Raw genomic sequence first — 22641 nt, forward strand, 5'->3', positions numbered from 1 at the left:
GAGGAAGGTGGTAGGCACAAACCATTCTTCACCGGTTACAGACCACAATTCTATATAAGAACCACTGATGTAACAGGACAGATAAAATTGCCAGAAGGTGTAGAAATGGTTATACCAGGTGATAATATAGAAATGGAGGTAGAACTTATCTATCCTGTCGCTCTTGAAAAAGGCCAGAGATTTGCTATAAGAGAGGGCGGAAAAACTGTAGGAGCAGGCGCTGTAACTGAAATAATTAAATAATTAAAAAAAATTTGCAAGAGCAAAATTTTATGTTATAATAAATTTTTATTGCGAGTAGAAAGGACTTTAAAAGTATGGAGAAAAAAAGGATGCGAATAAAACTGAGGTCTTTTGATTGCAGGGTACTTGACAGGTCAGCTAAAGAGATTGTTGAAATGTTGAAAAAAACAGGAGTAAAAGTATCTGGACCTATTCCCCTGCCAACAAAAAGGGAGATATACACTGTGTTGAGGTCTCCTCATGTAAATAAAAAAAGTAGAGAACAGTTTCAGTTAGAAATTCATAAAAGAATAATAGATGTAATAGAACCAACAGCGAGAACAGTTGACTCACTGAGCAGATTGAGTTTACCTGCAGGTGTAGAGGTTGAAATGAAATTGAGTTGAAAAGAGGATGTTTATGTAGGAGAAGTCCTACCTTTTGTAACTCTCCTGAAGTAATAAGGGAGATAATTTATTAGAGGATTAAAATGAATATTGGTTTGATAGGTAAAAAGATAGGGATGAGTAGAATATACAAAGACGATGGTTCTGTTGTACCTGTCTCTATAATAAAGGCAGGACCCTGTTATATAACAGATATTAAAAGATCAGGGGATGATGGATATACATCCATTCAACTTGGTTTTGAAGAAGTACCGGAGAAAAAATTAAACAAACCAATGCTCGGTTGTTTTAAAAAAGCAGGGGTACCTCCTATGAGAATTTTAAAAGAAATACGATTAAAAAGTGATAGTGAAATTGCTAATTTTAATATCGGACAAAAACTCACAGTTGATATATTCAAAGAAATGGAATATGTTGATATTACAGGAACATCTATTGGTAAGGGATTTCAGGGAGTTGTAAAGCGACATAAATTTACCGGCGGTCCTGCAACTCATGGTTCTATGTCACATAGAGCTCCTGGCTCTATAGGTGGTACAACTCCACCGAGAGTTCTTAAAGGTAAACGTATGGCTGGACATATGGGAAACAGAAGGGTAACTGTACAGAATTTACAGATTGTTAAGGTTATTCCTGATGAAAACATTCTACTTATAAAAGGGGCAGTCCCCGGTCCATGTAACGGATGTATAGTTATAAAGAAGGCATTGAAAAAATGAAGAAAATAAATACTTATAATATGGCGGGAGAGATAATAGGGGAAGAGTTCTTGTCAGAAGAGCTTGTAGGTGGTACACCAAATCAAAATGTTATTTACTATTACATAACAGCCTATCTAGCAAATCAAAGACAGGGTACATCTTCTACCAAAACTAGAGGTGAAGTTTCAGGAAGTGGTAAGAAACCTTGGAGACAAAAAGGAACAGGACGTGCGAGAGTTGGCTCTATAAGAACTCCTTTATGGCGTCATGGAGGAGTGGTTTTTGGTCCTAAACCGAGAAATTACAGACAATGTATTCCCCAAAAAGTTAGAAAGATAGCTCTGAGAGAAGCACTAAAATGCAAAATACAAGAAGATGCTCTTGCGCTTTTCATAACGGAAAATATTGAAAAACCCAGAACAAAAATTTTTGCTGACTTCCTTAAAAAACTGGGATATAATGGCAAAAAGGTTCTTTTTATATTAAATAATGAACAATGGAAAAACAATGTAATTGTAAAGTCATTGAGAAACATAAAATCTGTAAAATATGATCTTCCAGAAAGATTAAATGCATATACTATTATTAACGTTGATAAAATAATTGCAGATAAAAATACTTTTGACGCTATAAAAAACTTTTTAGGAGGAGACCATAATGAGAAGTAAATATTTTAACATTATAAAGTTTCCTCTTGTTACAGAAAAAACAACAGGAGCAATGGCAGATAATAAGTATACTTTTAAAGTTGACAAGAAAGCACGAAAAACACAGATAAAAGAAGCAATAGAAGGAATTTATAATGTGAAAGTAGAAAAGATAAATATAGTCAATATACCTCCTAAAAAAAAGAATTATAGATTTAGAATTGAGGGTTATAAATCAGGATATAAAAAAGTTATAGTAACACTGAAAGAGGGGGATAAAATTGCCATTACGTAAGTTAAAACCTATAACACCAGGACAGAGACATACAATACTTCCTGATTTTTCAGAAATTACAAGAGATAAACCTGAAAAATCGCTCGTTAGAGGTATGAGGAAAAAAGGCGGGAGAAACAACCAGGGTGTTATTACTGCAAGACATAGAGGTGGCGGTCATAAAAGACGTTACAGGTTGATTGATTTTAAAGGCAGGCAGGGAATTCCCGGAAAAGTTGTAAGTATTGAATATGACCCTAACCGTTCAGCAAGAATAGCACTCATTCATTATTATGATGGGATTAAAAGTTATATTATAGCTCCTATTGGATTAAATATAGGTGATATTATTAAATGTGGTGAAGATGCAGAAATAAAACCAGGACATAGATTACCTCTTAAAAATATCCCGGAAGGCGTTCAGATTTACAATCTAGAAATTACCCCTGGAAAAGGAGGGAAGATTGTAAGAGCAGCAGGTACCCTTGCTACACTTATGGTTAAGGGTGAACAATATGCTCAGGTACGTCTTCCATCTGGAGAGGTTCGACTTTTTGACATAAACTGTATGGCCACTATAGGACAGGTAAGTAATCCTGAAAATAAATATATATCTATAGGTAAAGCAGGAAGAAAGAGACACATGGGTATAAGACCAACTGTAAGAGGTTCTGCAATGAACCCAGTTGACCATCCACACGGTGGTGGTGAAGGTAGAGGAAAAGGAAATATCTCACAAAGCCCCACAGGTGTACCTGCAAAGGGATATAAGACAAGAAATAAGAAAAAACCATCAAGTAGTAAGATATTGCAGAGACGGAGATAAAAATGAGATCTAAGAAAAAAGGACCTTATGTAGATGAAAATCTACTAAAAAAGATAAGGAAGAGCAAGGAAAGTGGGAAGAAAGATATTATAAAAACATGGGCAAGGGCTTCAGTAATAATACCTGAATTTGTCGGACATACCTTTGCTGTTCACAACGGTAGAACATTTATAAATGTATATATCACAGAAAATATGGTAGGACATCGTCTGGGAGAATTTGCATATACAAGGACATTCAGGGGACATGGAGCACATACTGAAAAGACGAAAGAAAAAACATAACGAAGAGGTGTTTAGATGGAAGTTATGGCAAGAGCCAAATATGTAAGACACAGTCCAAGGAAAGTAAGAGAGATAGTGAAACCATTAATAGGTAGAGAAGTTAATGAAGCACTATCTATTATAAGAAGCATTTCCAGAAGAGCAAGTAAAAGTTTAGAAAAAGTAGTAAAATCTGCAATATCAAATGGAAAACAGAAATCACCCGAAAGTGAATGGAAAATAAAAAATATCAGAGTAGAAGAGGGACCGGCTTTAAAGAGGTTCCGTGCCGCAACTATGGGACGTGCAGTAATGATAAAAAGAAGAACAAGTCATATTACTGTTGTTCTTGAAGAAATTCAACGGAGAGATAAATAAAATGGGACAGAAAGTAAATCCAGTAGGACTGAGAATAGGTATAGTAGAAAGGTGGAAGGGAAACTGGTTTGCAGGTAAAAAAGAGTTTAAAGAATCATTGAAGGAAGATGTATCTATAAGAGAATATCTATTCAGAAGGTATCCCCGCGGAACTATAAGTAAGATAGAGATTGAGAAGACAGATAAATTGATAATAAAAATCCATACAACAAGACCAGGTGTAGTACTGGGAAGAAAAGGTTCTGAAATTGATATGGTGAGGGATGAAATATATCAAATGTTTAAGAAACAGGTAAGTATAGATGTATTAGAAATAACCCCAGGACTCAGTGCTCAGTTTTTAGCTGACTCTATAGCAATGCAGTTAGAAAAACGACTACCTCATCGGCAAGTAATAAAAAAAGCTATGGCTCTTGCTTTACAATCAGGAGCACAGGGTATAAAAATAAGAATAAGTGGAAGGATAGGTGGTACTGAAATTGCAAGGTCTGAATTATACAAAGAAGGGAAGGTTCCTCTTCATACATTAAGAGCAAAAGTGGATTATGCTGTGTCCGTAGCATTTCTAAGGTCTGGAACCGTAGGACTTAAAGTATGGGTCTACCTCGGAGATATTTTAGAAAACAACACTGAACAGGAGAAGCAAGATGCCGTTAATGCCTAAAAGAGTCAAATACAGGAAGGCGCAAAGAGGCAGGACGAAAGGAAAAGCAAGTAGAGGTAATACACTATTTTATGGAGATTATGGATTGCAAACAATTGCACCTGGATGGGTTACTAATACCCAGATTGAAGCAGGTAGAATTGCTATTACTCATCATTTGAAAAACCGTGGCAAATTATGGTTAAGAATCTTCCCTGATAAACCAGTTACAAAAAAACCAGCGGAAAGTCGTATGGGTAAAGGAAAAGGAGATGTATCCCACTGGGTTGCAGTGGTACAACCTGGCAAGATTCTTTATGAAATTGGAGGCGTTTCAGAAGATATGGCAGTAGAAGCATTAAGAAGAGCTTCTCATAAAATACCATTGAAAACCAAGATAGTTAAAAGACTAATAGTTAAAAATATAAAAGAAGAGATGTAAAAATGAAAAAAGAAGAACTTAAAAAATGGCGTGAAGCGACTACTGAAGAGATAAACTCAAGAATATTAGAATTGCAAGGACAATTATATAAAATAAAACATCAATTACGGATAGGACAAATAAAGGATTTTTCTGTTATAAAAAAACATAAGAAGGAGATAGCTATTTTGAAAACTATTATTGGGGAAAAACATGGAAGCAGAAAAAAAGAAAAAAGTTGAAAAGATTGGTGAAGTATTAAGTAGTAAAATGGATAAATCAAGGGTTGTACTTATAGAAAGGAGAGTACAACATCCAATTTATAAAAAATATTTCAGAAAAAGAAAAAAAGTATTAGCTCATGATGAAAAAAATCTATCTAAGCAAGGAGATACAGTAAGAATTATTCAAAGCAGACCTTTAAGTAAACTAAAACGATGGAAAATAGTTGATATTTTAGAAAGAGGGGAAGAGAGGTAAGATGGTCCAATTAAGATCAATTTTGATGGTAGCAGATAACACAGGGGCAAAAAAAATAATGGTAATTGGAATTCCTGGATATTCACGCAAAAGATATGCTAATGTAGGTGATATAGTTGTTGCCAGTGTGAAAGATGCTATTCCTGATGGAATTGTAAAGAAAAAAGAAAAGGTTAAGGCAGTTATCGTAAGAACAGTAAAACCAATAAGGAGACCTGATGGTTCAATAATTAAATTTGACCATAACTGTGCTGTTATAATAGACAATGAAAAAAACCCGAGGGGGACAAGGGTCTTCGGACCTGTCCCTAAAGAATTAAGAGATAAACAATTTACAAAAATTATATCTCTGGCACCGGAGGTACTGTAAATGGGATATAAAATCAGAAAGGGTGATTTTGTACAGGTAATAAAAGGTAAAGACAGAGGTAAAAAAGGTAGGGTAATAAAGGTTTTCCCTGAAGAAAGTAAAATACTCGTTGAAGGTATAAATTTTGTCCGTAAACATACACGACCTAAAGATGTTGATAAACAGGGTGGTATTATCCAGATGGAAAAGCCAATTTCCTGCTCTAATGTAATGTTCTTCTGTATGAAATGTTCTAAACCAACAAGATTGGGGATAAAAATTCTTCAGGACGGAACAAAAACAAGATACTGTAAGAAATGTAATGAAATTGTAGAGGTAAAATAATATGGAACCACGGTTAAAAATATATTATAAGGAAAAGGTTGTACCTGAGATGATGAAGATTATGGGTTATAAAAACCAGTATCAGGTACCACGTCTTATAAAAGTTGTTGTGAACGCAGGAATAGGAAAAGATAATAAGGATGCAAAACTTGTTGAATCAATTCAGAAAGAAATATCTTTAATTACTGGACAGAAACCTGTAATCACCAGAGCGCGTAAGTCAATCGCTGGTTTTAACTTAAGGAAAGGCGATATATGTGGAGTTATGGTAACACTGAGAGGCAACAGAATGTATGAATTTATTGATAGAATGATTACAGTTGCTTTACCCCGTGTAAGAGATTTTAATGGACTACCTCCAAATTCAACAGATAATAAAGGCGGTTATACTATTGGAATTAAGGAACATATCATTTTCCCTGAAATTGATTATAATACAATATACAAAGTAAAAGGACTAAACGTTAGTATCATAACCACTGCTAAAACAGGAAAAGAAACAGTTATATTTTTAAAAAAATTAGGATTTCCTATCAGGGAGGAATAATTGGCAAGAAAATGTTTTTTTGAAAAGATGAAGAGGGAACCAAAGTTCTCTGTAAGGAAAAAAAACAGATGCTGGAAATGTGGCAGACCGAGGTCTTATTATAGAAAATTTGGAATATGCAGGATATGCTTCAGAGAACTTGCATCTAAAGGTGAAATTCCTGGTATAAAAAAAGCAAGTTGGTAGGAGGAATAAGATGGTAATGACAGACCCTATAGCAGATATGATTACCCGAATAAGAAATGGAAATTTAGTGAAAAAGGATTTTATATCTATACCGTACAGTAGTTTTAAAGAAGAGATTATTAAGGTTTTAAAAGAAGAAGGGTTTATAAAGGACTATGTAATTGCTGAAGAAGAGAAGGTAAAAAATCTTAAAGTTTTTCTGTTATACTCTGGGAAGAAAAAAGCAATTACTGAAATAAAAAGAATTAGTAAACCTGGTAGAAGGATATATGTGGATAGAGACACAATTCCTGAAATCAAATCCGGGTATGGAATAGCAGTTCTTTCAACATCAAAAGGAATCTTAAGCAGCAAAAAGGCAAAAGAAACAGGAATAGGTGGAGAGCTCTTATTTTACATATGGTGAGGTAAAACATGGCAAGATTAGGTAAAAAACCAATTTTAATACCTGAAGGGGTAAAGGTGAAAAAAGAAGAGAACAATCTTATTTTTGAAGGAAGAGCAGGGAAATTAGAACAGAAAATTCCTTCAGAAATAGAAGTAGTTTTAGAGAATAGCTCTATAACACTTAAAAATCTAATCCCATCCGAAAATAGAAAATTATATAGAAAAACAGAGGCATTACAGGGACTTTTAAGACGAATAATTCTAAATAAAATAAAAGGAGTAAATGAAAAATTTGAAAAGGTACTGGAATTACATGGCGTTGGATATAAAGGGGAAGTCCAAGGTAAGAAATTAGTATTAACGCTGGGGTTCACACTACCTGTAGAAATTGATATCCCTGAAGGTATTGAAGTAGAAGTTGTGAGAAATACAATGATTTTTATAAGAGGTATGGACAAAGAAAAAGTAGGGAATTTTGCAGCAACTGTAAGGGCAATATTTCCACCAGAACCTTATAAAGGTAAAGGTATACGATATCGTGGCGAGTACGTAAGACATAAAGCAGGAAAAACCGGTGTAGGAGCAACACAATGAAAATTACAAAAGAGGCACGAAGAAAAAAAAGGCATTTAAGGGTAAAAAAGAAAATATCTGGCACATCAGAAGTCCCGAGGGTAGTTATATTTAGAAGTAATAAGGGATTTTATGCTTCCCTTGTGAACGATGAACACTACCCATGTAAAATTTTATTAACTGTTTCAAGTTTATCTTCAGAATTCAAGGAGAACAAACCAGATAAGACAAAAGGATATAATGTTGAAGGAGCAAAGAGATTAGGAGAAATTTTTGCAAGAAAGTGTACAGAGAAAGGAATTACTAAAGTTGTTTTTGATAGAAGTGGTTATAAATATGGAGGTAGAGTAAAAGCTTTTGCTGAAGCTGCAAGAAAAGGAGGGTTAAAATTCTGATGAGGGAACAAGTATTTGATACGAGTGAAGAAAGACAGGTAGTGGTTGAAATAAGAAGAGTAATGAAAGTTACAAAAGGTGGCAAAAATCTTAATTTCAGAGCACTTGTAGTCGTTGGCGATGGTAAAGGAAAAGCAGGTTTTGGAATAGGGAAAGCCGCTGAGGTCCCAGAAGCTATAAGGAAAGCAACAGAGAAGGCAAAAAAACATATGATAGCAGTGCCTATTAAAGAAACCACTATACCTCATGAAGTTTCTGCAAAGTTTGGCGCCTCACGTGTAGTTATAAAACCAGCGGTTCGTGGACATGGGATGGTTGCTGGAAGAGCCATGCGTGCATTTTTTGAAGTTTGCGGTATCTCAGATATTACCTGTAAATCATTTGGTTCCACAAACCCTCTAAATGTAATAAATGCCACAATAAAAGCACTTTTGAAACTAAAAAGGAAGGAAGAAGATGAAGTTAGAACTGATTAAACCACCAGCAGGGTCAAAACATAAGAGAAAACGTGTTGGTAGAGGAGATAGCTCAGGACATGGAGGAACTTCCACGAGAGGACATAAAGGACATAAAGCGAGAAAGGGGTTTTCTCTTCCCTATAATTTTGAAGGCGGGCAGATGCCATTGATAAGAAGATTACCAAAGTATGGCTTTACTCACCTGAAAAAGATTTATCCAGAAACTGTTAATCTAGATAGGATAGAGAAAACATTTGATGAAAATGCTGTGGTAACTCCTGAGATTCTTAAAGAGAAAGGGATTATAAAAAAGGGAATCATGGTAAAAATTTTAGGAAAAGGTATTTTAAAGAAAAAAATTGAAATTCATGCACATATGTTTTCAGATAAAGCAAAGCAGAAGATAGAAAAAGCAGGTGGAAAGTTGATTAAAATTAAGAAAGAGGAGAAGTAATGTTAGAAGGTTTTAGAGATAGTTTTAAAATTCCAGACCTGAGAAAAAGAATTATTATATCTATTCTGCTTTTAACCGTGTATAGAATAGGTTGTTATGTTCCATCTCCAGGAATAGATGGGAAAGCTCTGGCAAAATTTTTTGAGCATATCCCGAATACATTACTCGGACTTGCTGACCTTTTCTCAGGCGGAGCACTCAGTAATGCAACTATCTTTGCACTCGGAATAATGCCTTATATAAGTGTCTCTATTATTCTTGAACTGTTAACATCTATAATACCTTATTTTGACAATCTACGACGGAGTGGAGTAGAAGGGCGCAGAAAACTTACACAGATTACAAGATTTGGAACCGTAGGGCTATGTATATTTCAAGGACTTGCCATTAGTATATGGCTTGAAAATCCTGCACATTTTGGTGAAATAGTCATTGTTCCAAATCCTGGCTGGCTTTTTAGATTCATTACTGTTGTAACCCTTACTACAGGAACTATATTTCTTATGTGGTTAGGTGAACAGATAACAGAAAAAGGGATAGGAAATGGTATATCTTTAATAATCACAGCAAGTATCCTTTCAAGAATGCCTGTTGCTTTTCACAGAGTCGTACAGTTAGTTGCAGCAGGTGAAATCAGTTTCTTTGCTGTATTGATTATGATAATTCTAATCTTTCTTGTTGTTGCATTTGCAATTATAATAAATGAAAGCGAAAGAAGAATACCTGTTCAATATGCTAAAAGGGTAGTGGGCAGAAAGGTTTATGGAGGACAGACAACATATCTTCCGATTAAACTCAATCAGGGAGGGGTTATTCCCCTTATCTTTGCTATATCAATCCTTACCTTCCCTGCTACCTTTCTATCTTTTTCTACAAACAGGATTTTACAAAAAATAGCGAGTTTGCTATCTCCTACAGGTGGAGTAGGAATGTTACTTTATGCTATACTCACCATATTCTTCTGCTATTTTTATGCAAGTATTATCTTTAATCCTGATAATGTAGCGGATGACCTAAAAAAATATGGTGGCTTTATACAGGGTATAAGACCAGGAAAATCAACAGCAGTATACTTGGAAAGAATTCTGAATCGTCTGACTTTACCTGGTTCTCTAATGCTCACAGCAATTGCAATTTTTCCGTATGTTATTATGCATGTTTACAAAAGAATCCCTTACATAGTAGCAAGTTTATTTGGTGGTATAGGCGTAATGATTATTGTTTCAGTTTTAATTGAAACATTGAGACAGGTTGAAGCACATCTCCTTGTAAGGCATTATCAAGGATTTCTTAAGAAAGCAAAAAAATGAAGAAAAGGATACTTATATTGCTTGGCCCTCCTGGGGCAGGAAAAGGAACAGTTGGAAGTTCTTTAAGTGAAAAATGGGAAATACCTCTTATCTCTTCAGGGGATATTCTAAGAGAAAATTTGAAAAAGGAAACAGAGATAGGGAAGCAAGCAAAAAAATATGTAGAGTCAGGGGAACTTGTTCCTGATGAGATTGTTATAGAAATGATTGAAAAAGAATTGGATAAACAAAGATATGACAATGGTTTTATACTGGATGGTTTTCCAAGAACTATAAATCAGGCAAAGATGCTTGACAGATTACTTGATAATAATGATGTAAAGGTAATCTATCTAAAAGCAGATGATGAGTTTTTAGTAAAACGTCTCTCTTTAAGAAGGGTATGTGAAAGTTGTGGAAAGATTTATCATCTTATAAATCTACCACCTATAAAAGAAAACATATGTGATGTATGCGGTGGTAAACTTATTCAAAGAATAGATGATAGGGAAGATGTGGTAAGGAAAAGGTTAGATATTTATAAAGAACTCACATCACCTTTGATAGAATATTACAAAACGAAAAAACTACTTTTTATGGTTAATGGTGAAGGCAATCTTAAAGACACTTTATCAGAGATAAAGAAAGTTACTGAATGGTAAAAACAAAGGAAGAGATAGAAAAGATAAGGGTTGCATGTAGAATATGTAAACTTATCCTTATAGAATTAGGAGAGATGATTAAAGAAGGAATAACTACATACGATATAGAAAAAAAGGCAGAAAAGTTATTTAAAAAACATAAAGTAGTACCTGCTTTTAAAAATTACAGAGGTTATCCTGCTATGCTCTGTGTATCAGTAAATGAAGAGGTTGTGCATGGTATCCCTTCAAAAGAGAAAATGTTAAAAGAAGGGGATATTGTTTCTATTGATATAGGTGTGATATATGATGGGTACTATGGCGATTGTGCAGACACATTTCCTATCGGTAAGGTACAAGATGTACATAAAAAGATGATAGATGTAGCGAGAGAATCATTTAACAGATGTCTTTATATGGCGATAGATGGAAAAAGAACGGGTGATATTGGAGCAGTCATAGAAGATTTTGTAACACATAATAGTTTTTCTGTAGTGAAAGACTTTGCTGGACATGGAATAGGTAAAGAACTTCATGAATATCCTGAAGTTCCTAACTTCGGACAGTATGGAACAGGAGAATTACTTAGGGAAAACATGGTTATTGCCATAGAACCGATGATAACAGAATTTTCCTCCTCTGTAAAAATAATGGAAGATGGATGGACTGTAGTAACTAAAGATGGAGGTTTTGCAGCCCACTACGAAAACTGTATATTAATTAAAAAAGAAGGTTATGAAATACTGACCGCATGAATGTTTATGGAACAAAAAGAGGAAAAAATAAGAGTGGAAGGGACTATTACAAAAGCACTACCAGGAACTGCTTTCCTGGTAGAATTAGAAAATGGACATACGATAACAGCTTATTTATGCGGAAAAATGAGAATGTATTATATCAAAATAATCCCTGGAGATAAGGTATTGGTAGAAATATCGCCATATGATTTGACAAGGGGAAGAATAATAAAAAGATTATAAATTGAAAGGAAAAGGGTGTAAAAAATGAAGGTGAGAGCATCTGTAAAAAAAATATGTCCGAAATGTAAAATTGTTAGAAGAAAAGGTAAGATACGGGTTGTTTGTAGCAATCCACAGGATGGACAACGGCATAAACAAAGACAGGGGTAAAAATATTTAAAATCTTTATCAGATTTAGTTTATTGCTTTTTAATATTAAAGGGAGCATAAAATGGCAAGAATATTAGGAGTAGAGATACCGGATAATAAAAAAGTAGAGATTTCATTGACCTATATCTATGGTATTGGCAGAACTACAGCCAAAAAGATACTTACATCTACAGGTATTGATGGGAATAAAAAAGTAAAAGAATTAAAAGAAGAAGAAATAGGAAAGATAGCGGCATTCTTACAGAAGAATTATACCATAGAAGGGGACCTGCGCAAGGAAGTTACGGAAAATATAAGAAGATTGATAGACATAAATACTTACAGAGGGATAAGACATCGCCTTTCACTTCCTGTAAGGGGACAAAGAACAAGATCTAATGCACGAACAAGAAAGGGTCCCAGAAAAACAGTAGGTGTTATAAGAGACAAGGCAGCGAGAAAAGCAATTAAAACACAAAGAGAAGAGACAAAAAAAGAGGGATAAAAAATGGCTGAAAATAAGAAAAAATATGTAAAGAAGCGAAAGAAAAATGTTGAAATAGGAAGAGGAGTTGCTCATATAAAAGCAACATTCAACAATACTGTAGTAACAATTACAGACATGGATGGAAGAGTACTTTTGTGGGGCAGTGGAGGAACTGTTGGTTTTAAAGGAACGAGGAAAGGCACTCCCTTTGCCGCCCAGTTGATAGCAGAAAATATCGCAAGGAAGGCACAGACGATGTTTAATATGAAAGAAGTGGATGTGTTTGTTAAAGGTCCTGGACCTGGGAGAGAAACCGCTATCAGGGCATTACAATCAGCAGGACTTGATGTTATATCGATAAAAGATATTACGCCTATTCCTCATAACGGATGCCGACCACCAAAACGGAGAAGGGTATAAAATAGATTAAAGGAGAGAAAGAAAATGGCAAAGGTAAGTAAACCTGTATGTAAAATATGCAGAAAATATGGAGAAAAGCTGTATCTTAAAGGTAGAAGATGTGAAACAGCAAAATGTCCCCTTTCCCCTCATGAAGGGAAAAAGAAGAAGAGTGTTTCTTCTTTAAAAAGAAAAAAACTATCTGAATACGGACTACAATTAATGGAAAAAAACAAAGTGAAATTTTATTATGGTGTTCTGGAACAACAATTTCGAAGATATTTTGAGATAGCAAAAAGAAAAAAAGGGGTAACAGGTGAAAATCTTCTTAAAATTTTAGAGAGTCGTCTGGATAATGCAATATACAGAGCAAATTGGTTCTATTCCAGAAGGATGGCAAAACAAGCAATAGCCCATGGTGAAATAATGATTAATGGGAAAAGAGTTGATAGACCAAGTTATATTGTAAAACCTGGTAATGTAATAAAACTTCGTCCTAACAGCAAATATACAGCAATAGTTAAGGAATGTATTGAGGAATATAAAAACCGTATAGTTCCTTCATGGTTGAAAATTGATAATGAAAATATTGTCATAGAGATTGTAAGGGAACCTGAAAGGGGCGAGGTAACATTACCTATAGATGAACAGCTGATAGTAAACTTTTATTCTAAATAATCCAAGAACTCCAAAAAGGAGAAGACATGAAAGAATTTATATTTCCGGAAAGGGTGATTTGGGAAAAAGAAACATATAGAGATAATTATGGAAAGGTAGTAATTGAACCACTTGAAAGAGGTTATGGAACAACATTAGGAAATACTTTAAGGAGGGTATTACTTTCATCTATTGAGGGAATTGCAATAACAGCTATTAAAATAGATGGGGTCTCACATGAATTCACAACAATCAAAGGGGTTAAAGAAGATGTAGTAGAGATAGTGATGAACATAAAACAAGTTGTGTTGAAACCATTGATTTCTGAGTTTCCCCATATGACACCGGAGATAGAGATAAATGGAAAGGAAGAGATATGTGCAGGTGATTTAATCAATGATAATAGCGCGGAGGTTTTAAATAAGGACCTTCACATTGCTACTTTAATGCCAGGGAAAAACCTTAAATTTCAAATTGAAATTAGCAAAGGAAGAGGATATCTTCCATATGAAAAGATGAAACTTATCAGACCTGCTCCTCCGGTAGGAACTATCCTTATGGATGGTATTTTCTCTCCTGTAAGAAAGGTATCCTTTGATGTTGAAAATACAAGAGTAGGGCAGTTTGTGGACTATGAAAAGTTAATCCTTGAGATATGGACAACTGGTGCAATATCACCTCAGGATGCTTTAAAAGCAGCAACGGAACTTATGAGTCATCATTTTTCCATTGTAAGAGACCAGCAGAAATTAGGAGACGTTGAAGAGATTCAGGATAAGGTATCAGAAACAGAAAAGAAACATGGTGTCGATTTAAATAAATCCATATCTGAACTTAAACTTAATACACGTATACTCAACGGATTATCATCAGCAAAAATAGAAACATTAAAAGACTTGCTTTCCACCCCGAGAGAGAAACTGGAAGAGATTAAAAACTTAGGTAAAAAATCTATTTCTGAACTGGAAAGTATATTAAAAGATATGGGACTTCAACTTAAAACAGAAAAAGAATTAGAAAAACAAGAGGCAGAAAAATGAGACACAAAAAAGATATAAGAAAACTCGGTAGAACAAAATCGCATAGAAAAGCACTTATAAGAAACATGCTTATCTCCTTTTTTCAGCATACGAAAATAGAAACAACTTTAACAAAATCAAAAGAACTACAGAGAGCCATAGAAAAAATAATAACTATCAGTAAAAAAGGAGACATTGCAAGTTATAGACGAATAAATACTATTATAAATCATCCACCCACACTAAAAAAGATAAAAGAGATAGCAGAAAGATATAAAGACAGAAACAGTGGATATACACAGATAATTAAACTTCCAAAAAGGACGGGTGACAGTGCCGATATGGCAATAATAAAACTTGTAGAAAAATGAACAGAAATATTAAATTACTGGATAAATTTGATAAAAAAGCCAATATATACGAATTGATTTGTAAATTAGCAGAGAGAGCGCATCAAGTACTAAATGGAGCTCCTGTTTCGTCTAATATTAAAGAAAAAGACCCTATTCAGAATGTAATGGAAGAATTTTTGGAATACGGAGAAGGAAATGGATAAATTTCTTTCATTACTGCAAATCATGAAAGAACGGGATGCATCCGACCTTCATATAAAGTTTGGAAGAAAACCTATTCTACGTATTAGAAAAGAACTAAAAACCGTTGAGGATTGGGAAAAACCGTTTAGCAAGGAAGATATTGACCTAATACTAAAAAGGATAATGCCTCAGCAACACATAGATAGATTTGAAGAAGTAAAAGAAGCCGACTTTGCTTTTGATGACCCTGATGTTGGGAGATATAGAGTTAATGCTTTCAAACAGAGGGGATATACAGGACTTGTCTTAAGAAGGATAAAAGACATCATACCTACCTTCAGCGAATTAAATTTACCTCCTGTATTGGAAAAAATATCTATGTTTCATGATGGTTTAGTCCTTGTTACAGGACCCACAGGTTGTGGAAAGTCAACAACACTTGCAACAATGATAGAACATATTAACAACAATGAAGAAAAACATATCATAACTATAGAGGACCCTATAGAATATCTATACAAAGATAAAAAATGTACCATTGACCAAAGGGAAGTAGGAATAGATACGCTATCTTTTAGCGAAGCACTGAAGCATGTTTTAAGAGAAGACCCTGATATAATACTGATAGGTGAATTAAGAGATGTTGATACATTTCAGGCAGCAGTTAATGCCTGTGAAACAGGACATTTAGTATTCACTACACTACATACTATTGACACACTTTCAACCATAGCAAGAATTCTGGACTTTTTCCCTGCTTCTCAACAGGAACAGGTAAGAAAAACAATTGGATATCATCTTAGAGCATCCATATGTCAAAAACTTGTTCCACGCAAGGATGAAAAAGGGCTTTTACCTGTCTGCGAAGTAATGGTAGTAACTCCTCTAATCTCCAAACTTATCCAGGAAAACAAAATGAATAAGATATATTCTGCAATGGCTGCTGATAAAGAAGTGGGTATGCAGACATTTAATCAGCATCTCGTAAAACTTATACAGAGCGATTTAATAAGTCAAGAAACCGGCTTTGCAGTATCCCCTGCACCACATACACTTGAAATGAATCTTAGAGGAATCTTCCTGGATGAAGATACAAAAATTATCGGAGAGTGATGTTCTACCTGACTTTCCTGTTGCAATAGGTATAACCTCTTTCATTATTATTTTTTCCCTGCTTTTTTCATTTTTTACAAAAGAAATTAAATCTTTCCTTTCAGATAATCTTTTAATAACAGTATGGGCATTATTTTCATCATCTGTTATGACAGTTCTACTGTTATGGTTTATATTTACACGATATAAGACCTATATTGCTTATCTTTTAAACCAGCCGTTTAACTATTTTATTAAAGGATTTTATTATTACTTTCTTTTTTTACCAGTCCTTCTATTTATAATGGGGATTTCTTTTGCAGTTTTTAAAAAAATTGGATTTTCCCCAGAGCCACAACAGGTTATGCTTATTTATTTTCAGACAGATTCTTTTTATCTGCTTTTCATAATGTTTATTTTGAGTTGTATAGTAGCCCCTTTCGCAGAAGAAATAATCTTCCGAGGTATTATCTATACAGGATTAAAAAAGAGATTTTCTGTAAAGGCATCCATAATTTTAAGTTCTTTGATTTTTGCTCTTCTACATAATGAGATTTTTGTTCTTACAGGTCTTTTTACTTTTGGAATTTTTCTTTCATATCTTTTTGAAAAATATGAAAATTTATGGTTATCTATAAGTGTACATTTTTTTAATAATTTTCTAACTACCATTATTGTTTTAATTGCCAAATATTTTTATAATACATAAAGGAGGCAGAAGAGTGAAAATAATGGTAATAGGCAGTGGCGGTAGAGAACATGCAATTATATGGAAGATTAAGAAAGACAATGAGAATATACAATTATTTGCTGTTCCAGGAAACGGAGGTATCTGCGATATTGCAGAATGCATCATTTCAGGCACTGATAAACCAGAATATCTTGTAGATATAGCCCTGAAGTATAATATCAACCTTACCGTTGTTGGTCCTGAAGGTCCTCTATCAGAAGGTATTTCTGACATTTTCCAGCAAAGAGGACTGAAGATATTCGGACCTGTAAAAAAAGCATCTGAACTGGAAGCATCAAAATCATTTGCTAAAGAATTTATGAAGAAATATAAAATCCCTACAGCCGACTTTGAAATAGCAGACAGTTATGAAAAAAGTATTAATATTCTTTCAAAAAGAACCTTCCCCTGTGTTATAAAATACGATGGTCTTGCAGCAGGAAAGGGCGTTCTGGTAGCAAAGGAATTCAATGAAGCAGATGACTTTCTTAAAAAAATCTATATAGACAGGATATTTGGAAGTAAAAATCAAAAGGTTGTCATAGAAGATTGTCTTGAAGGTAAAGAAATGTCTTATCTTATATTTACAGATACATTACATTTTATACCTATGGTTCCTGCAAAGGACTACAAAAGGGTTTTTGATGATGACAAAGGACCAAATACAGGAGGAATGGGATGTTACTCCCCTCCTTCTATATTTAATAAAGAGATAGAAAACCTGATACAGAAAAATATCGTTCTCCCCACAATAACAGGTTTTCAGAAAGAAAATATTGATTATAGAGGGGTTCTATATTTTGGATTAATGCTTACAGAAAACGGTCCTTATGTACTGGAATACAATGTACGGTTTGGGGACCCTGAAACACAAGTAATACTGCCTCGTCTTGAAAGTAATCTTATAGAAATAATGGAAGCGGTGACAGAACAGTCATTGAGAAGATGCTGTATCAGATGGAGTGATAAAAAATCATTATGTGTAGTCCTTGCATCATCCGGTTATCCAGGTAAATATGCGACAGATAAAGAGATAAAAAATATTGAAAATATAGAAGCCAAAGATGTAATACTTTTTCATGCAGGAACAAAGAGAGAAAATGGAAAGATACTCACATCAGGAGGTAGAGTTATCGCCATAACTTCAACTGGTAATACTTTTGAAGAGATAAGAAGAAAAGTATATGAAGCAGCTAATACTATTGATTTTGAAGGTAAGCATTTCAGAAAAGATATAGGATTTGAGGGAGAATTTAAATAAAAGGGAGGTAATTATGAACGAAATAAAAGCAATAGTGGCAGGGGCAGGAGGTATTGCTAACTATCATATTCAGGGATATATCAAAGCAGGTGTAGAAATAACAGGAATTGCTGATTTAGATGTAAAAAGAGCAGAAGAAAAAGCAAAATTTTATGGAATAAAAAATGTATATTCTTCTCTTGAAGAAATGCTGGAAGAAGAACAAAAAGCATCCTGTATCAGTATCTGCCTCCCTAATTATCTACACTGTGAAACTGTTGTTAAATCCCTTATATCAGGTAAAAATGTTTTTTGTGAAAAACCACCTGCCTTAAATTCTTCTGAAACAGAAAAGATGGTAGATATTGCCAAGAAAGAAAAGAAAACATTAATGTTTGACTTCAACAACAGAGCAAGGCCAGAAGCACAGGCACTTATGAAATACATAAAAAATGGAGATATCGGAAGAATAAATTCAGCCCAAGCACTCTGGATAAGAAGATGTGGTATCCCTGGATTTGGAGGATGGTTTACACAGAAATCTCTTTCAGGGGGTGGTCCTGTAATAGACCTTTTGCATATGATAGACCTTGCCCTTTATTTTATGCAGTTCCCTGAACCTGATTGGGTTCTTTCTGGTATATTCAACGATTTTTCAGGTAACCCTGACTTTAAAGGCCCCTGGGGTATTCCTGATGTAGAAGGTGGCAAAATGGATGTTGAAACATCTGCACAAAGTTTTATAAGGTTTAAAACAGGACAGGTCCTTTTTACCAGGAATAGCTGGGCTGAAATGAACAAAAGAGAAGAAGTTTCCGTAACGTTCCAGGGGACCAAAGCAGGAGGAATGATAAGGCGATTATTCAACAGGGATGGTATAGATGAAACAGCAATTGATGACTGTGAAATCTATACAATGGAATATGGAAAACCTGTTAACAGGAAGATAATAACAGAACCTGATGAAAAAATGGGAAGGGAAAGGGCGGTTATTAATTTTGTGAAAAGTATAAAGGGAGAAGAAGAACCTTACTCTAAACCTGAAGAGGCAGTGATACTTATGAAAATAATAGATGCAATCTACACCTCATCAGAAAAAAAAGAGCCAGTTAGAATATACTAAACTATTAATTTGTATTTCTGTCTAAAGTTTAATGTAAAATGAAAAAAAAAGTACTGATTTTTTTATCTCTTTTTCTATTAGGGGCAGGATGTACTTCTCATTATATAGAAAAGTCGGCAGACAGAGAGGTCTCTTTAATCCTTGAAGAAAAACAGAAACAAATTAAAAATGATATCCTGCCTGATAATACTATTACTGATAAAACATCTTCAGAAACACTTATAATTGATTTAAAACTTGCTACATCCATTGCTAAAAATAACAACAGAACCTACAAGTCAAAACAAGAAGATGTGTATCTGAATATTCTGGACCTTACCTATCAAAGGTATCTATTCAAAACAAGATATGGATTTGGAGGTGGTTTGTATTTCAACGAAGGGAATGATGATAAGAATATCTCTGGACAGGTTAACTTTAAATTACTAAGATGGCTTGCTACAGGAGCACAGATTACATTTGATATAACAAAGGATTTCATACGTTATCTTACAGGTGATAAAAAAACTGACTTCCAAACAATGGTTTCACTTGATATTCTCCAGCCATTGTTAAAAGGGGCAGGAAGAGAAATTGCACAGGAGGACCTTATTCAAGCAGAAAGAGAAGCAGTTTATACAATAAGAGATTTTATAAAATATCAGAAAAATTTTGCTATTGAAACATCTGAAAAATTTTTAAATATTATCCTCCTTCAAAAAAGAATGGAAAATTTCTATAACAACTATAAAAGTATTAAAGATACCAGAGAAAGAATAGAAATGCTTGCATCAGCAGGACGTATTCCACCACTTCAAGTAGACCAGGCAAAGCAGAATGAATATACTGCTTACCAGCGATGGGTAAATGCTGAAAACACTTATCTATCAGCCCTTGATAACTTCAAGGTCTTTCTTGGACTTTCAACGAACTCATCTATTTCCATAAAAGATACCTTAATAGAAAATATGATAGAATCAGGACTGATAGAAACACAGATTGATCTAAAAAGTTATATTGACAATGCAATAAAAAAACGTATGGATCTTCTTACTTCCTATGATAGAGTAGAAGATTCAAAACGAAAAATCAAAGTTGCACTGAACCGTCTTAAACCAGAAGTAAATTTTATAGTTCGTATCACAGGCAATACTGACGCACATTCTTATCCAAATATTGAATTAAATGAAACATCCTATAAAACAGGTATTGAGTTTGACCTTCCCTTAGATAAAATACCCAACAGAAATTATTATAAAAAAGCACTTATTGACCTTAATAGAAAACAGAGGGATTTTGAGAATAAAAGGGATACAGTTATATTAGAGGTCTATCAGCAATATAGAAATCTGGAAGAGTACTATCAGAGTTATCTTACCCAGCAAAATAGTTTATTGCTTGCAAAAAGAAGAGTAGAAAGCACAGACCTTTTACTTCAGGCAGGGAGAGCCACCACAAGAGACGTTCTTGAAGCAGAAGAAGCATATCTCGCTGCTAAAAACGACCTTGCTACAGCAGTAGTGAATTATCTCATATCATACCTAAGATTCCTTAATTCTGCAGAAATGCTTGATTTAAACGAAAACGGCATGTGGGAGGCGATATATGACAAAATGGTTAAAAATACTGTTAAAGAATAAACTTTTATATCTGGTAATTTCATTACTCATTATATTTATCATTGGAACAAAAATTCAGATGCAGAAACGGAAAGCGAGTGGGCTTATATTATATACAGTCAAACGGCAGAACCTTACAATATCTGTTATTGAAGGAGGAAACCTTGTAGCTCTTGAGTCACAAAAGATTGTAAATGAAGTTCCTGGGACCAGAAACATTCTTGAGGTAGTGGATGAGGGGACACAAATAACAGAAGAAGATGTTAAAAATGGAAAGGTTCTTATAAAACTTGACTCAAAAGACCTGGTAGATAAGTTAGAACAATTGAAAATTACAGTAGAAAACAGTTTAGCCGCCTATACACAGGAACAACAACAGATGGAAATCCTTAAAAAAGATAACGAGAGTAATATCAACCAGGCAGAACTAAATGTAAGATTTGCTGAAATGGACATAAAAAAATATTTAGGAGATACTCTTGTAAAGGAAATTGTAGATAACAGTGATAAAGTAGATATTCCTTCCTTAATTAAAAGTAATAAACTTGGCGGTGATGCACTGAATAGAAAAAGAACTCTTGAAAATAACATAGACCTTGCAAAAGAAGAAGTGGCTCGGGCAAAAGATACCGTTGAATGGAGTGAAAAACTTGCCGAGAAGGGATATGTTACAAAAAGTGAACTTGAAGCAGATAAACTTTCACTTAAACAGAAAGAGGTCAGGCAGGAACAGGCAGAACTTGAATATGGACTATTTTTGCAGTATGAGTTTCCTAAAGAAGTGGAGAAATTACTATCAAACTACAGAGAAGCGAAACTACAACTTGAACGTGTAAAAGAAACAGCAAAGGCAAAGATTATTCAGGGTGAGGCAAATCTTAGAAGTAAAAAAGCGTCTTACATACTTAACAAAAACAATATGGAAGATATTGAGAAACAGATAGATAAATGTACAATAAAAGCAACCAGACCTGGTTTTGTTACATATGCTACAAGTGATAGACCATGGGCAACCTCATCTCCCATACAGCCGGGGACTTCGGTAAGACAGTATCAGGAACTTTTAAACCTACCTGATTTTAACACTATGGGAGTGGAAATCAAAGTACATGAGTCATCTATAAAAAACATAAAAACAGGTATGCCAGCACAAATTAAAATAGATGCGTTTCCTGATATAATATTAACAGGGAAAGTTGTAAAAATCTCTGTTATGCCTGATACCACATTAAAATTTCTTAATCCAGATATAAATGTATATGTTACACGGATAGCACTTGATAAAAGTATAGATTTTCTTAAACCTGGGATGAGTGCTAAAGTAGAGGTTTTTATAAAGGAGTTAAAGGATGTTATTGCTATCCCTATCAATGCTGTATTTTTTAAGTCAGGTGAACCATACTGTACGGTCTTCAAAAACAACAATATAACAGACAGAAAAATAGAGTTAGGTGAAAGCAGTGAGACAATGGTTGAAGTAAAAAAAGGTCTTTCAGAAGGAGAACAGGTTGTTATCAAATCAGGGACAGGTATAACTGCTACTATGAGAAAAACAGAGATAGAAGAAAAAGGTGTTTTTAAACAGGAGTCATCAGAAATAAAAAAAACTAATCAGCCACAACAGGTACAATCATCTACAATAGAAAACAAAACACCTTATGAAGCACAATCCACAGGTACATATACAATAGAAGATGAAAAACAGAAAGGAATAAAAAAAGAAGATATTAATAGAAGCAGGAGACCATCTGAACGGATGGAATAA

38 protein-coding genes are annotated in these 22641 nt (G+C 34.2%); all 38 read left to right on the forward strand.

Features of this window, described 5'->3' with window-relative positions; all coding sequences use genetic code 11:
- The coding region (gene tuf / locus N3D17_04090; GenBank protein MCX8082556.1) for an elongation factor Tu at positions 1-243 on the forward strand (243 nt) is incomplete at its 5' end.
- Between the two features lie 74 nt (positions 244-317).
- A complete protein-coding gene (rpsJ, locus tag N3D17_04095) occupies positions 318-629 on the forward strand; it encodes a 30S ribosomal protein S10 (GenBank protein MCX8082557.1) in 312 nt (103 codons plus the stop codon).
- Between the two features lie 83 nt (positions 630-712).
- Positions 713-1348: a 50S ribosomal protein L3 gene (rplC, locus tag N3D17_04100; GenBank protein MCX8082558.1), complete on the forward strand. Its 636-nt coding sequence runs from the start codon at positions 713-715 to the stop codon at positions 1346-1348.
- Positions 1345-1998 carry a 50S ribosomal protein L4 gene (gene rplD / locus N3D17_04105; GenBank protein ID MCX8082559.1) on the forward strand — a complete coding sequence of 218 codons (654 nt, stop codon included), beginning with the start codon at positions 1345-1347 and terminating at the stop codon, positions 1996-1998. Before rplC ends, rplD begins: the two co-directional genes overlap by 4 nt.
- On the forward strand, positions 1988-2272 hold the full coding sequence (rplW, locus tag N3D17_04110; GenBank protein ID MCX8082560.1) for a 50S ribosomal protein L23: 285 nt from the start codon (positions 1988-1990) through the stop codon (positions 2270-2272). The genes rplD and rplW overlap by 11 nt, the downstream gene beginning before the upstream one ends.
- A complete protein-coding gene (gene rplB / locus N3D17_04115; protein MCX8082561.1) occupies positions 2259-3077 on the forward strand; it encodes a 50S ribosomal protein L2 in 819 nt (272 codons plus the stop codon). Before rplW ends, rplB begins: the two co-directional genes overlap by 14 nt.
- A 2-nt stretch (positions 3078-3079) precedes the next feature.
- Positions 3080-3361, forward strand: a complete 282-nt coding sequence (rpsS, locus tag N3D17_04120; GenBank protein ID MCX8082562.1) for a 30S ribosomal protein S19 — start codon at positions 3080-3082, stop codon at positions 3359-3361.
- A gap of 15 nt (positions 3362-3376) precedes the next feature.
- Entirely contained in the window at positions 3377-3718 is a 342-nt protein-coding gene (gene rplV / locus N3D17_04125) for a 50S ribosomal protein L22 (GenBank protein ID MCX8082563.1), read from the forward strand.
- A gap of 1 nt (position 3719) precedes the next feature.
- Positions 3720-4382 (forward strand): 30S ribosomal protein S3, encoded by a 663-nt coding sequence (gene rpsC, locus N3D17_04130; protein MCX8082564.1) that lies wholly within the window; start codon positions 3720-3722, stop codon positions 4380-4382.
- On the forward strand, positions 4366-4803 hold the full coding sequence (gene rplP, locus N3D17_04135; protein MCX8082565.1) for a 50S ribosomal protein L16: 438 nt from the start codon (positions 4366-4368) through the stop codon (positions 4801-4803). Before rpsC ends, rplP begins: the two co-directional genes overlap by 17 nt.
- Positions 4804-4805: 2 nt before the next feature.
- On the forward strand, positions 4806-5024 hold the full coding sequence (gene rpmC, locus N3D17_04140; GenBank protein ID MCX8082566.1) for a 50S ribosomal protein L29: 219 nt from the start codon (positions 4806-4808) through the stop codon (positions 5022-5024).
- On the forward strand, positions 4996-5262 hold the full coding sequence (gene rpsQ, locus N3D17_04145; GenBank protein MCX8082567.1) for a 30S ribosomal protein S17: 267 nt from the start codon (positions 4996-4998) through the stop codon (positions 5260-5262). The genes rpmC and rpsQ overlap by 29 nt, the downstream gene beginning before the upstream one ends.
- Before the next feature lies 1 nt (position 5263).
- Positions 5264-5632 carry a 50S ribosomal protein L14 gene (gene rplN / locus N3D17_04150; protein ID MCX8082568.1) on the forward strand — a complete coding sequence of 123 codons (369 nt, stop codon included), beginning with the start codon at positions 5264-5266 and terminating at the stop codon, positions 5630-5632.
- Positions 5633-5956, forward strand: coding sequence for a 50S ribosomal protein L24 (gene rplX, locus N3D17_04155; GenBank protein MCX8082569.1), 324 nt, complete (start codon positions 5633-5635; stop codon positions 5954-5956).
- Between the two features lies 1 nt (position 5957).
- The gene (gene rplE / locus N3D17_04160; GenBank protein MCX8082570.1) at positions 5958-6503 is read left to right on the forward strand and encodes a 50S ribosomal protein L5; all 546 of its coding nucleotides are present in this window, start codon (positions 5958-5960) and stop codon (positions 6501-6503) included.
- A complete protein-coding gene (locus N3D17_04165; protein ID MCX8082571.1) occupies positions 6504-6689 on the forward strand; it encodes a type Z 30S ribosomal protein S14 in 186 nt (61 codons plus the stop codon).
- Between the two features lie 10 nt (positions 6690-6699).
- Positions 6700-7095, forward strand: a complete 396-nt coding sequence (rpsH, locus tag N3D17_04170; protein MCX8082572.1) for a 30S ribosomal protein S8 — start codon at positions 6700-6702, stop codon at positions 7093-7095.
- 8 nt (positions 7096-7103) lie between these two features.
- Positions 7104-7670 carry a 50S ribosomal protein L6 gene (rplF, locus tag N3D17_04175; GenBank protein ID MCX8082573.1) on the forward strand — a complete coding sequence of 189 codons (567 nt, stop codon included), beginning with the start codon at positions 7104-7106 and terminating at the stop codon, positions 7668-7670.
- A complete protein-coding gene (gene rplR, locus N3D17_04180; protein MCX8082574.1) occupies positions 7667-8044 on the forward strand; it encodes a 50S ribosomal protein L18 in 378 nt (125 codons plus the stop codon). Before rplF ends, rplR begins: the two co-directional genes overlap by 4 nt.
- The gene (gene rpsE, locus N3D17_04185; GenBank protein ID MCX8082575.1) at positions 8044-8520 is read left to right on the forward strand and encodes a 30S ribosomal protein S5; all 477 of its coding nucleotides are present in this window, start codon (positions 8044-8046) and stop codon (positions 8518-8520) included. Before rplR ends, rpsE begins: the two co-directional genes overlap by 1 nt.
- Positions 8501-8956 (forward strand): 50S ribosomal protein L15, encoded by a 456-nt coding sequence (rplO, locus tag N3D17_04190; GenBank protein MCX8082576.1) that lies wholly within the window; start codon positions 8501-8503, stop codon positions 8954-8956. The genes rpsE and rplO overlap by 20 nt, the downstream gene beginning before the upstream one ends.
- Positions 8956-10266: a preprotein translocase subunit SecY gene (secY, locus tag N3D17_04195; GenBank protein ID MCX8082577.1), complete on the forward strand. Its 1311-nt coding sequence runs from the start codon at positions 8956-8958 to the stop codon at positions 10264-10266. Before rplO ends, secY begins: the two co-directional genes overlap by 1 nt.
- The gene (locus N3D17_04200) at positions 10263-10907 is read left to right on the forward strand and encodes an adenylate kinase (GenBank protein MCX8082578.1); all 645 of its coding nucleotides are present in this window, start codon (positions 10263-10265) and stop codon (positions 10905-10907) included. Before secY ends, N3D17_04200 begins: the two co-directional genes overlap by 4 nt.
- Positions 10901-11641 carry a type I methionyl aminopeptidase gene (gene map / locus N3D17_04205; protein MCX8082579.1) on the forward strand — a complete coding sequence of 247 codons (741 nt, stop codon included), beginning with the start codon at positions 10901-10903 and terminating at the stop codon, positions 11639-11641. The genes N3D17_04200 and map overlap by 7 nt, the downstream gene beginning before the upstream one ends.
- 6 nt (positions 11642-11647) lie before the next feature.
- Positions 11648-11866 (forward strand): translation initiation factor IF-1, encoded by a 219-nt coding sequence (infA, locus tag N3D17_04210; protein MCX8082580.1) that lies wholly within the window; start codon positions 11648-11650, stop codon positions 11864-11866.
- A 24-nt stretch (positions 11867-11890) separates the two neighbouring features.
- Positions 11891-12016, forward strand: coding sequence for a 50S ribosomal protein L36 (rpmJ, locus tag N3D17_04215; GenBank protein ID MCX8082581.1), 126 nt, complete (start codon positions 11891-11893; stop codon positions 12014-12016).
- Between the two features lie 61 nt (positions 12017-12077).
- The gene (gene rpsM / locus N3D17_04220) at positions 12078-12500 is read left to right on the forward strand and encodes a 30S ribosomal protein S13 (protein MCX8082582.1); all 423 of its coding nucleotides are present in this window, start codon (positions 12078-12080) and stop codon (positions 12498-12500) included.
- A gap of 3 nt (positions 12501-12503) precedes the next feature.
- Positions 12504-12902 (forward strand): 30S ribosomal protein S11, encoded by a 399-nt coding sequence (gene rpsK / locus N3D17_04225; GenBank protein MCX8082583.1) that lies wholly within the window; start codon positions 12504-12506, stop codon positions 12900-12902.
- A gap of 24 nt (positions 12903-12926) precedes the next feature.
- Positions 12927-13559, forward strand: a complete 633-nt coding sequence (gene rpsD / locus N3D17_04230) for a 30S ribosomal protein S4 (protein ID MCX8082584.1) — start codon at positions 12927-12929, stop codon at positions 13557-13559.
- Between the two features lie 26 nt (positions 13560-13585).
- Positions 13586-14578 (forward strand): DNA-directed RNA polymerase subunit alpha, encoded by a 993-nt coding sequence (locus N3D17_04235; GenBank protein ID MCX8082585.1) that lies wholly within the window; start codon positions 13586-13588, stop codon positions 14576-14578.
- Positions 14575-14928 (forward strand): 50S ribosomal protein L17, encoded by a 354-nt coding sequence (gene rplQ / locus N3D17_04240; protein MCX8082586.1) that lies wholly within the window; start codon positions 14575-14577, stop codon positions 14926-14928. Before N3D17_04235 ends, rplQ begins: the two co-directional genes overlap by 4 nt.
- Positions 14925-15113, forward strand: coding sequence for a DNA-directed RNA polymerase subunit omega (locus N3D17_04245; GenBank protein MCX8082587.1), 189 nt, complete (start codon positions 14925-14927; stop codon positions 15111-15113). The genes rplQ and N3D17_04245 overlap by 4 nt, the downstream gene beginning before the upstream one ends.
- Positions 15106-16206, forward strand: a complete 1101-nt coding sequence (locus N3D17_04250; protein MCX8082588.1) for a PilT/PilU family type 4a pilus ATPase — start codon at positions 15106-15108, stop codon at positions 16204-16206. Before N3D17_04245 ends, N3D17_04250 begins: the two co-directional genes overlap by 8 nt.
- Positions 16178-16894 (forward strand): CPBP family intramembrane metalloprotease, encoded by a 717-nt coding sequence (locus N3D17_04255; protein MCX8082589.1) that lies wholly within the window; start codon positions 16178-16180, stop codon positions 16892-16894. Before N3D17_04250 ends, N3D17_04255 begins: the two co-directional genes overlap by 29 nt.
- 22 nt (positions 16895-16916) lie before the next feature.
- The gene (gene purD / locus N3D17_04260; GenBank protein MCX8082590.1) at positions 16917-18176 is read left to right on the forward strand and encodes a phosphoribosylamine--glycine ligase; all 1260 of its coding nucleotides are present in this window, start codon (positions 16917-16919) and stop codon (positions 18174-18176) included.
- Between the two features lie 13 nt (positions 18177-18189).
- Positions 18190-19278, forward strand: coding sequence for a Gfo/Idh/MocA family oxidoreductase (locus N3D17_04265; GenBank protein MCX8082591.1), 1089 nt, complete (start codon positions 18190-18192; stop codon positions 19276-19278).
- A 38-nt stretch (positions 19279-19316) separates the two neighbouring features.
- Positions 19317-20897 (forward strand): TolC family protein, encoded by a 1581-nt coding sequence (locus tag N3D17_04270; GenBank protein MCX8082592.1) that lies wholly within the window; start codon positions 19317-19319, stop codon positions 20895-20897.
- Positions 20863-22641, forward strand: a complete 1779-nt coding sequence (locus N3D17_04275) for an efflux RND transporter periplasmic adaptor subunit (protein ID MCX8082593.1) — start codon at positions 20863-20865, stop codon at positions 22639-22641. Before N3D17_04270 ends, N3D17_04275 begins: the two co-directional genes overlap by 35 nt.

Source organism: bacterium, assembly GCA_026414725.1.
Lineage (GTDB): Bacteria > Ratteibacteria > UBA8468 > B48-G9 > JAFGKM01 > JAAYXZ01.

Bases quoted from the DNA above. Each gene is read 5' to 3' on its own strand.
- rpsJ (MCX8082557.1), top strand. From the start codon at position 318: ATGGAGAAAAAAAGGATGCGAATAAAACTGAGGTCTTTTGATTGCAGG.
- rplC (MCX8082558.1), top strand. From the start codon at position 713: ATGAATATTGGTTTGATAGGTAAAAAGATAGGGATGAGTAGAATATAC.
- rplD (MCX8082559.1), top strand. From the start codon at position 1,345: ATGAAGAAAATAAATACTTATAATATGGCGGGAGAGATAATAGGGGAA.
- rplW (MCX8082560.1), top strand. From the start codon at position 1,988: ATGAGAAGTAAATATTTTAACATTATAAAGTTTCCTCTTGTTACAGAA.
- rpsS (MCX8082562.1), top strand. From the start codon at position 3,080: ATGAGATCTAAGAAAAAAGGACCTTATGTAGATGAAAATCTACTAAAA.
- rplV (MCX8082563.1), top strand. From the start codon at position 3,377: ATGGAAGTTATGGCAAGAGCCAAATATGTAAGACACAGTCCAAGGAAA.
- rpsC (MCX8082564.1), top strand. From the start codon at position 3,720: ATGGGACAGAAAGTAAATCCAGTAGGACTGAGAATAGGTATAGTAGAA.
- rplP (MCX8082565.1), top strand. From the start codon at position 4,366: ATGCCGTTAATGCCTAAAAGAGTCAAATACAGGAAGGCGCAAAGAGGC.
- rpmC (MCX8082566.1), top strand. From the start codon at position 4,806: ATGAAAAAAGAAGAACTTAAAAAATGGCGTGAAGCGACTACTGAAGAG.
- rpsQ (MCX8082567.1), top strand. From the start codon at position 4,996: ATGGAAGCAGAAAAAAAGAAAAAAGTTGAAAAGATTGGTGAAGTATTA.
- rplN (MCX8082568.1), top strand. From the start codon at position 5,264: ATGGTCCAATTAAGATCAATTTTGATGGTAGCAGATAACACAGGGGCA.
- rplX (MCX8082569.1), top strand. From the start codon at position 5,633: ATGGGATATAAAATCAGAAAGGGTGATTTTGTACAGGTAATAAAAGGT.
- rplE (MCX8082570.1), top strand. From the start codon at position 5,958: ATGGAACCACGGTTAAAAATATATTATAAGGAAAAGGTTGTACCTGAG.
- rpsH (MCX8082572.1), top strand. From the start codon at position 6,700: ATGGTAATGACAGACCCTATAGCAGATATGATTACCCGAATAAGAAAT.
- rplF (MCX8082573.1), top strand. From the start codon at position 7,104: ATGGCAAGATTAGGTAAAAAACCAATTTTAATACCTGAAGGGGTAAAG.
- rplR (MCX8082574.1), top strand. From the start codon at position 7,667: ATGAAAATTACAAAAGAGGCACGAAGAAAAAAAAGGCATTTAAGGGTA.
- rpsE (MCX8082575.1), top strand. From the start codon at position 8,044: ATGAGGGAACAAGTATTTGATACGAGTGAAGAAAGACAGGTAGTGGTT.
- rplO (MCX8082576.1), top strand. From the start codon at position 8,501: ATGAAGTTAGAACTGATTAAACCACCAGCAGGGTCAAAACATAAGAGA.
- secY (MCX8082577.1), top strand. From the start codon at position 8,956: ATGTTAGAAGGTTTTAGAGATAGTTTTAAAATTCCAGACCTGAGAAAA.
- N3D17_04200 (MCX8082578.1), top strand. From the start codon at position 10,263: ATGAAGAAAAGGATACTTATATTGCTTGGCCCTCCTGGGGCAGGAAAA.
- map (MCX8082579.1), top strand. From the start codon at position 10,901: ATGGTAAAAACAAAGGAAGAGATAGAAAAGATAAGGGTTGCATGTAGA.
- infA (MCX8082580.1), top strand. From the start codon at position 11,648: ATGGAACAAAAAGAGGAAAAAATAAGAGTGGAAGGGACTATTACAAAA.
- rpmJ (MCX8082581.1), top strand. From the start codon at position 11,891: ATGAAGGTGAGAGCATCTGTAAAAAAAATATGTCCGAAATGTAAAATT.
- rpsM (MCX8082582.1), top strand. From the start codon at position 12,078: ATGGCAAGAATATTAGGAGTAGAGATACCGGATAATAAAAAAGTAGAG.
- rpsK (MCX8082583.1), top strand. From the start codon at position 12,504: ATGGCTGAAAATAAGAAAAAATATGTAAAGAAGCGAAAGAAAAATGTT.
- rpsD (MCX8082584.1), top strand. From the start codon at position 12,927: ATGGCAAAGGTAAGTAAACCTGTATGTAAAATATGCAGAAAATATGGA.
- N3D17_04235 (MCX8082585.1), top strand. From the start codon at position 13,586: ATGAAAGAATTTATATTTCCGGAAAGGGTGATTTGGGAAAAAGAAACA.
- rplQ (MCX8082586.1), top strand. From the start codon at position 14,575: ATGAGACACAAAAAAGATATAAGAAAACTCGGTAGAACAAAATCGCAT.
- N3D17_04245 (MCX8082587.1), top strand. From the start codon at position 14,925: ATGAACAGAAATATTAAATTACTGGATAAATTTGATAAAAAAGCCAAT.
- N3D17_04250 (MCX8082588.1), top strand. From the start codon at position 15,106: ATGGATAAATTTCTTTCATTACTGCAAATCATGAAAGAACGGGATGCA.
- N3D17_04255 (MCX8082589.1), top strand. From the start codon at position 16,178: ATGAAGATACAAAAATTATCGGAGAGTGATGTTCTACCTGACTTTCCT.
- purD (MCX8082590.1), top strand. From the start codon at position 16,917: ATGGTAATAGGCAGTGGCGGTAGAGAACATGCAATTATATGGAAGATT.
- N3D17_04265 (MCX8082591.1), top strand. From the start codon at position 18,190: ATGAACGAAATAAAAGCAATAGTGGCAGGGGCAGGAGGTATTGCTAAC.
- N3D17_04270 (MCX8082592.1), top strand. From the start codon at position 19,317: ATGAAAAAAAAAGTACTGATTTTTTTATCTCTTTTTCTATTAGGGGCA.
- N3D17_04275 (MCX8082593.1), top strand. From the start codon at position 20,863: ATGACAAAATGGTTAAAAATACTGTTAAAGAATAAACTTTTATATCTG.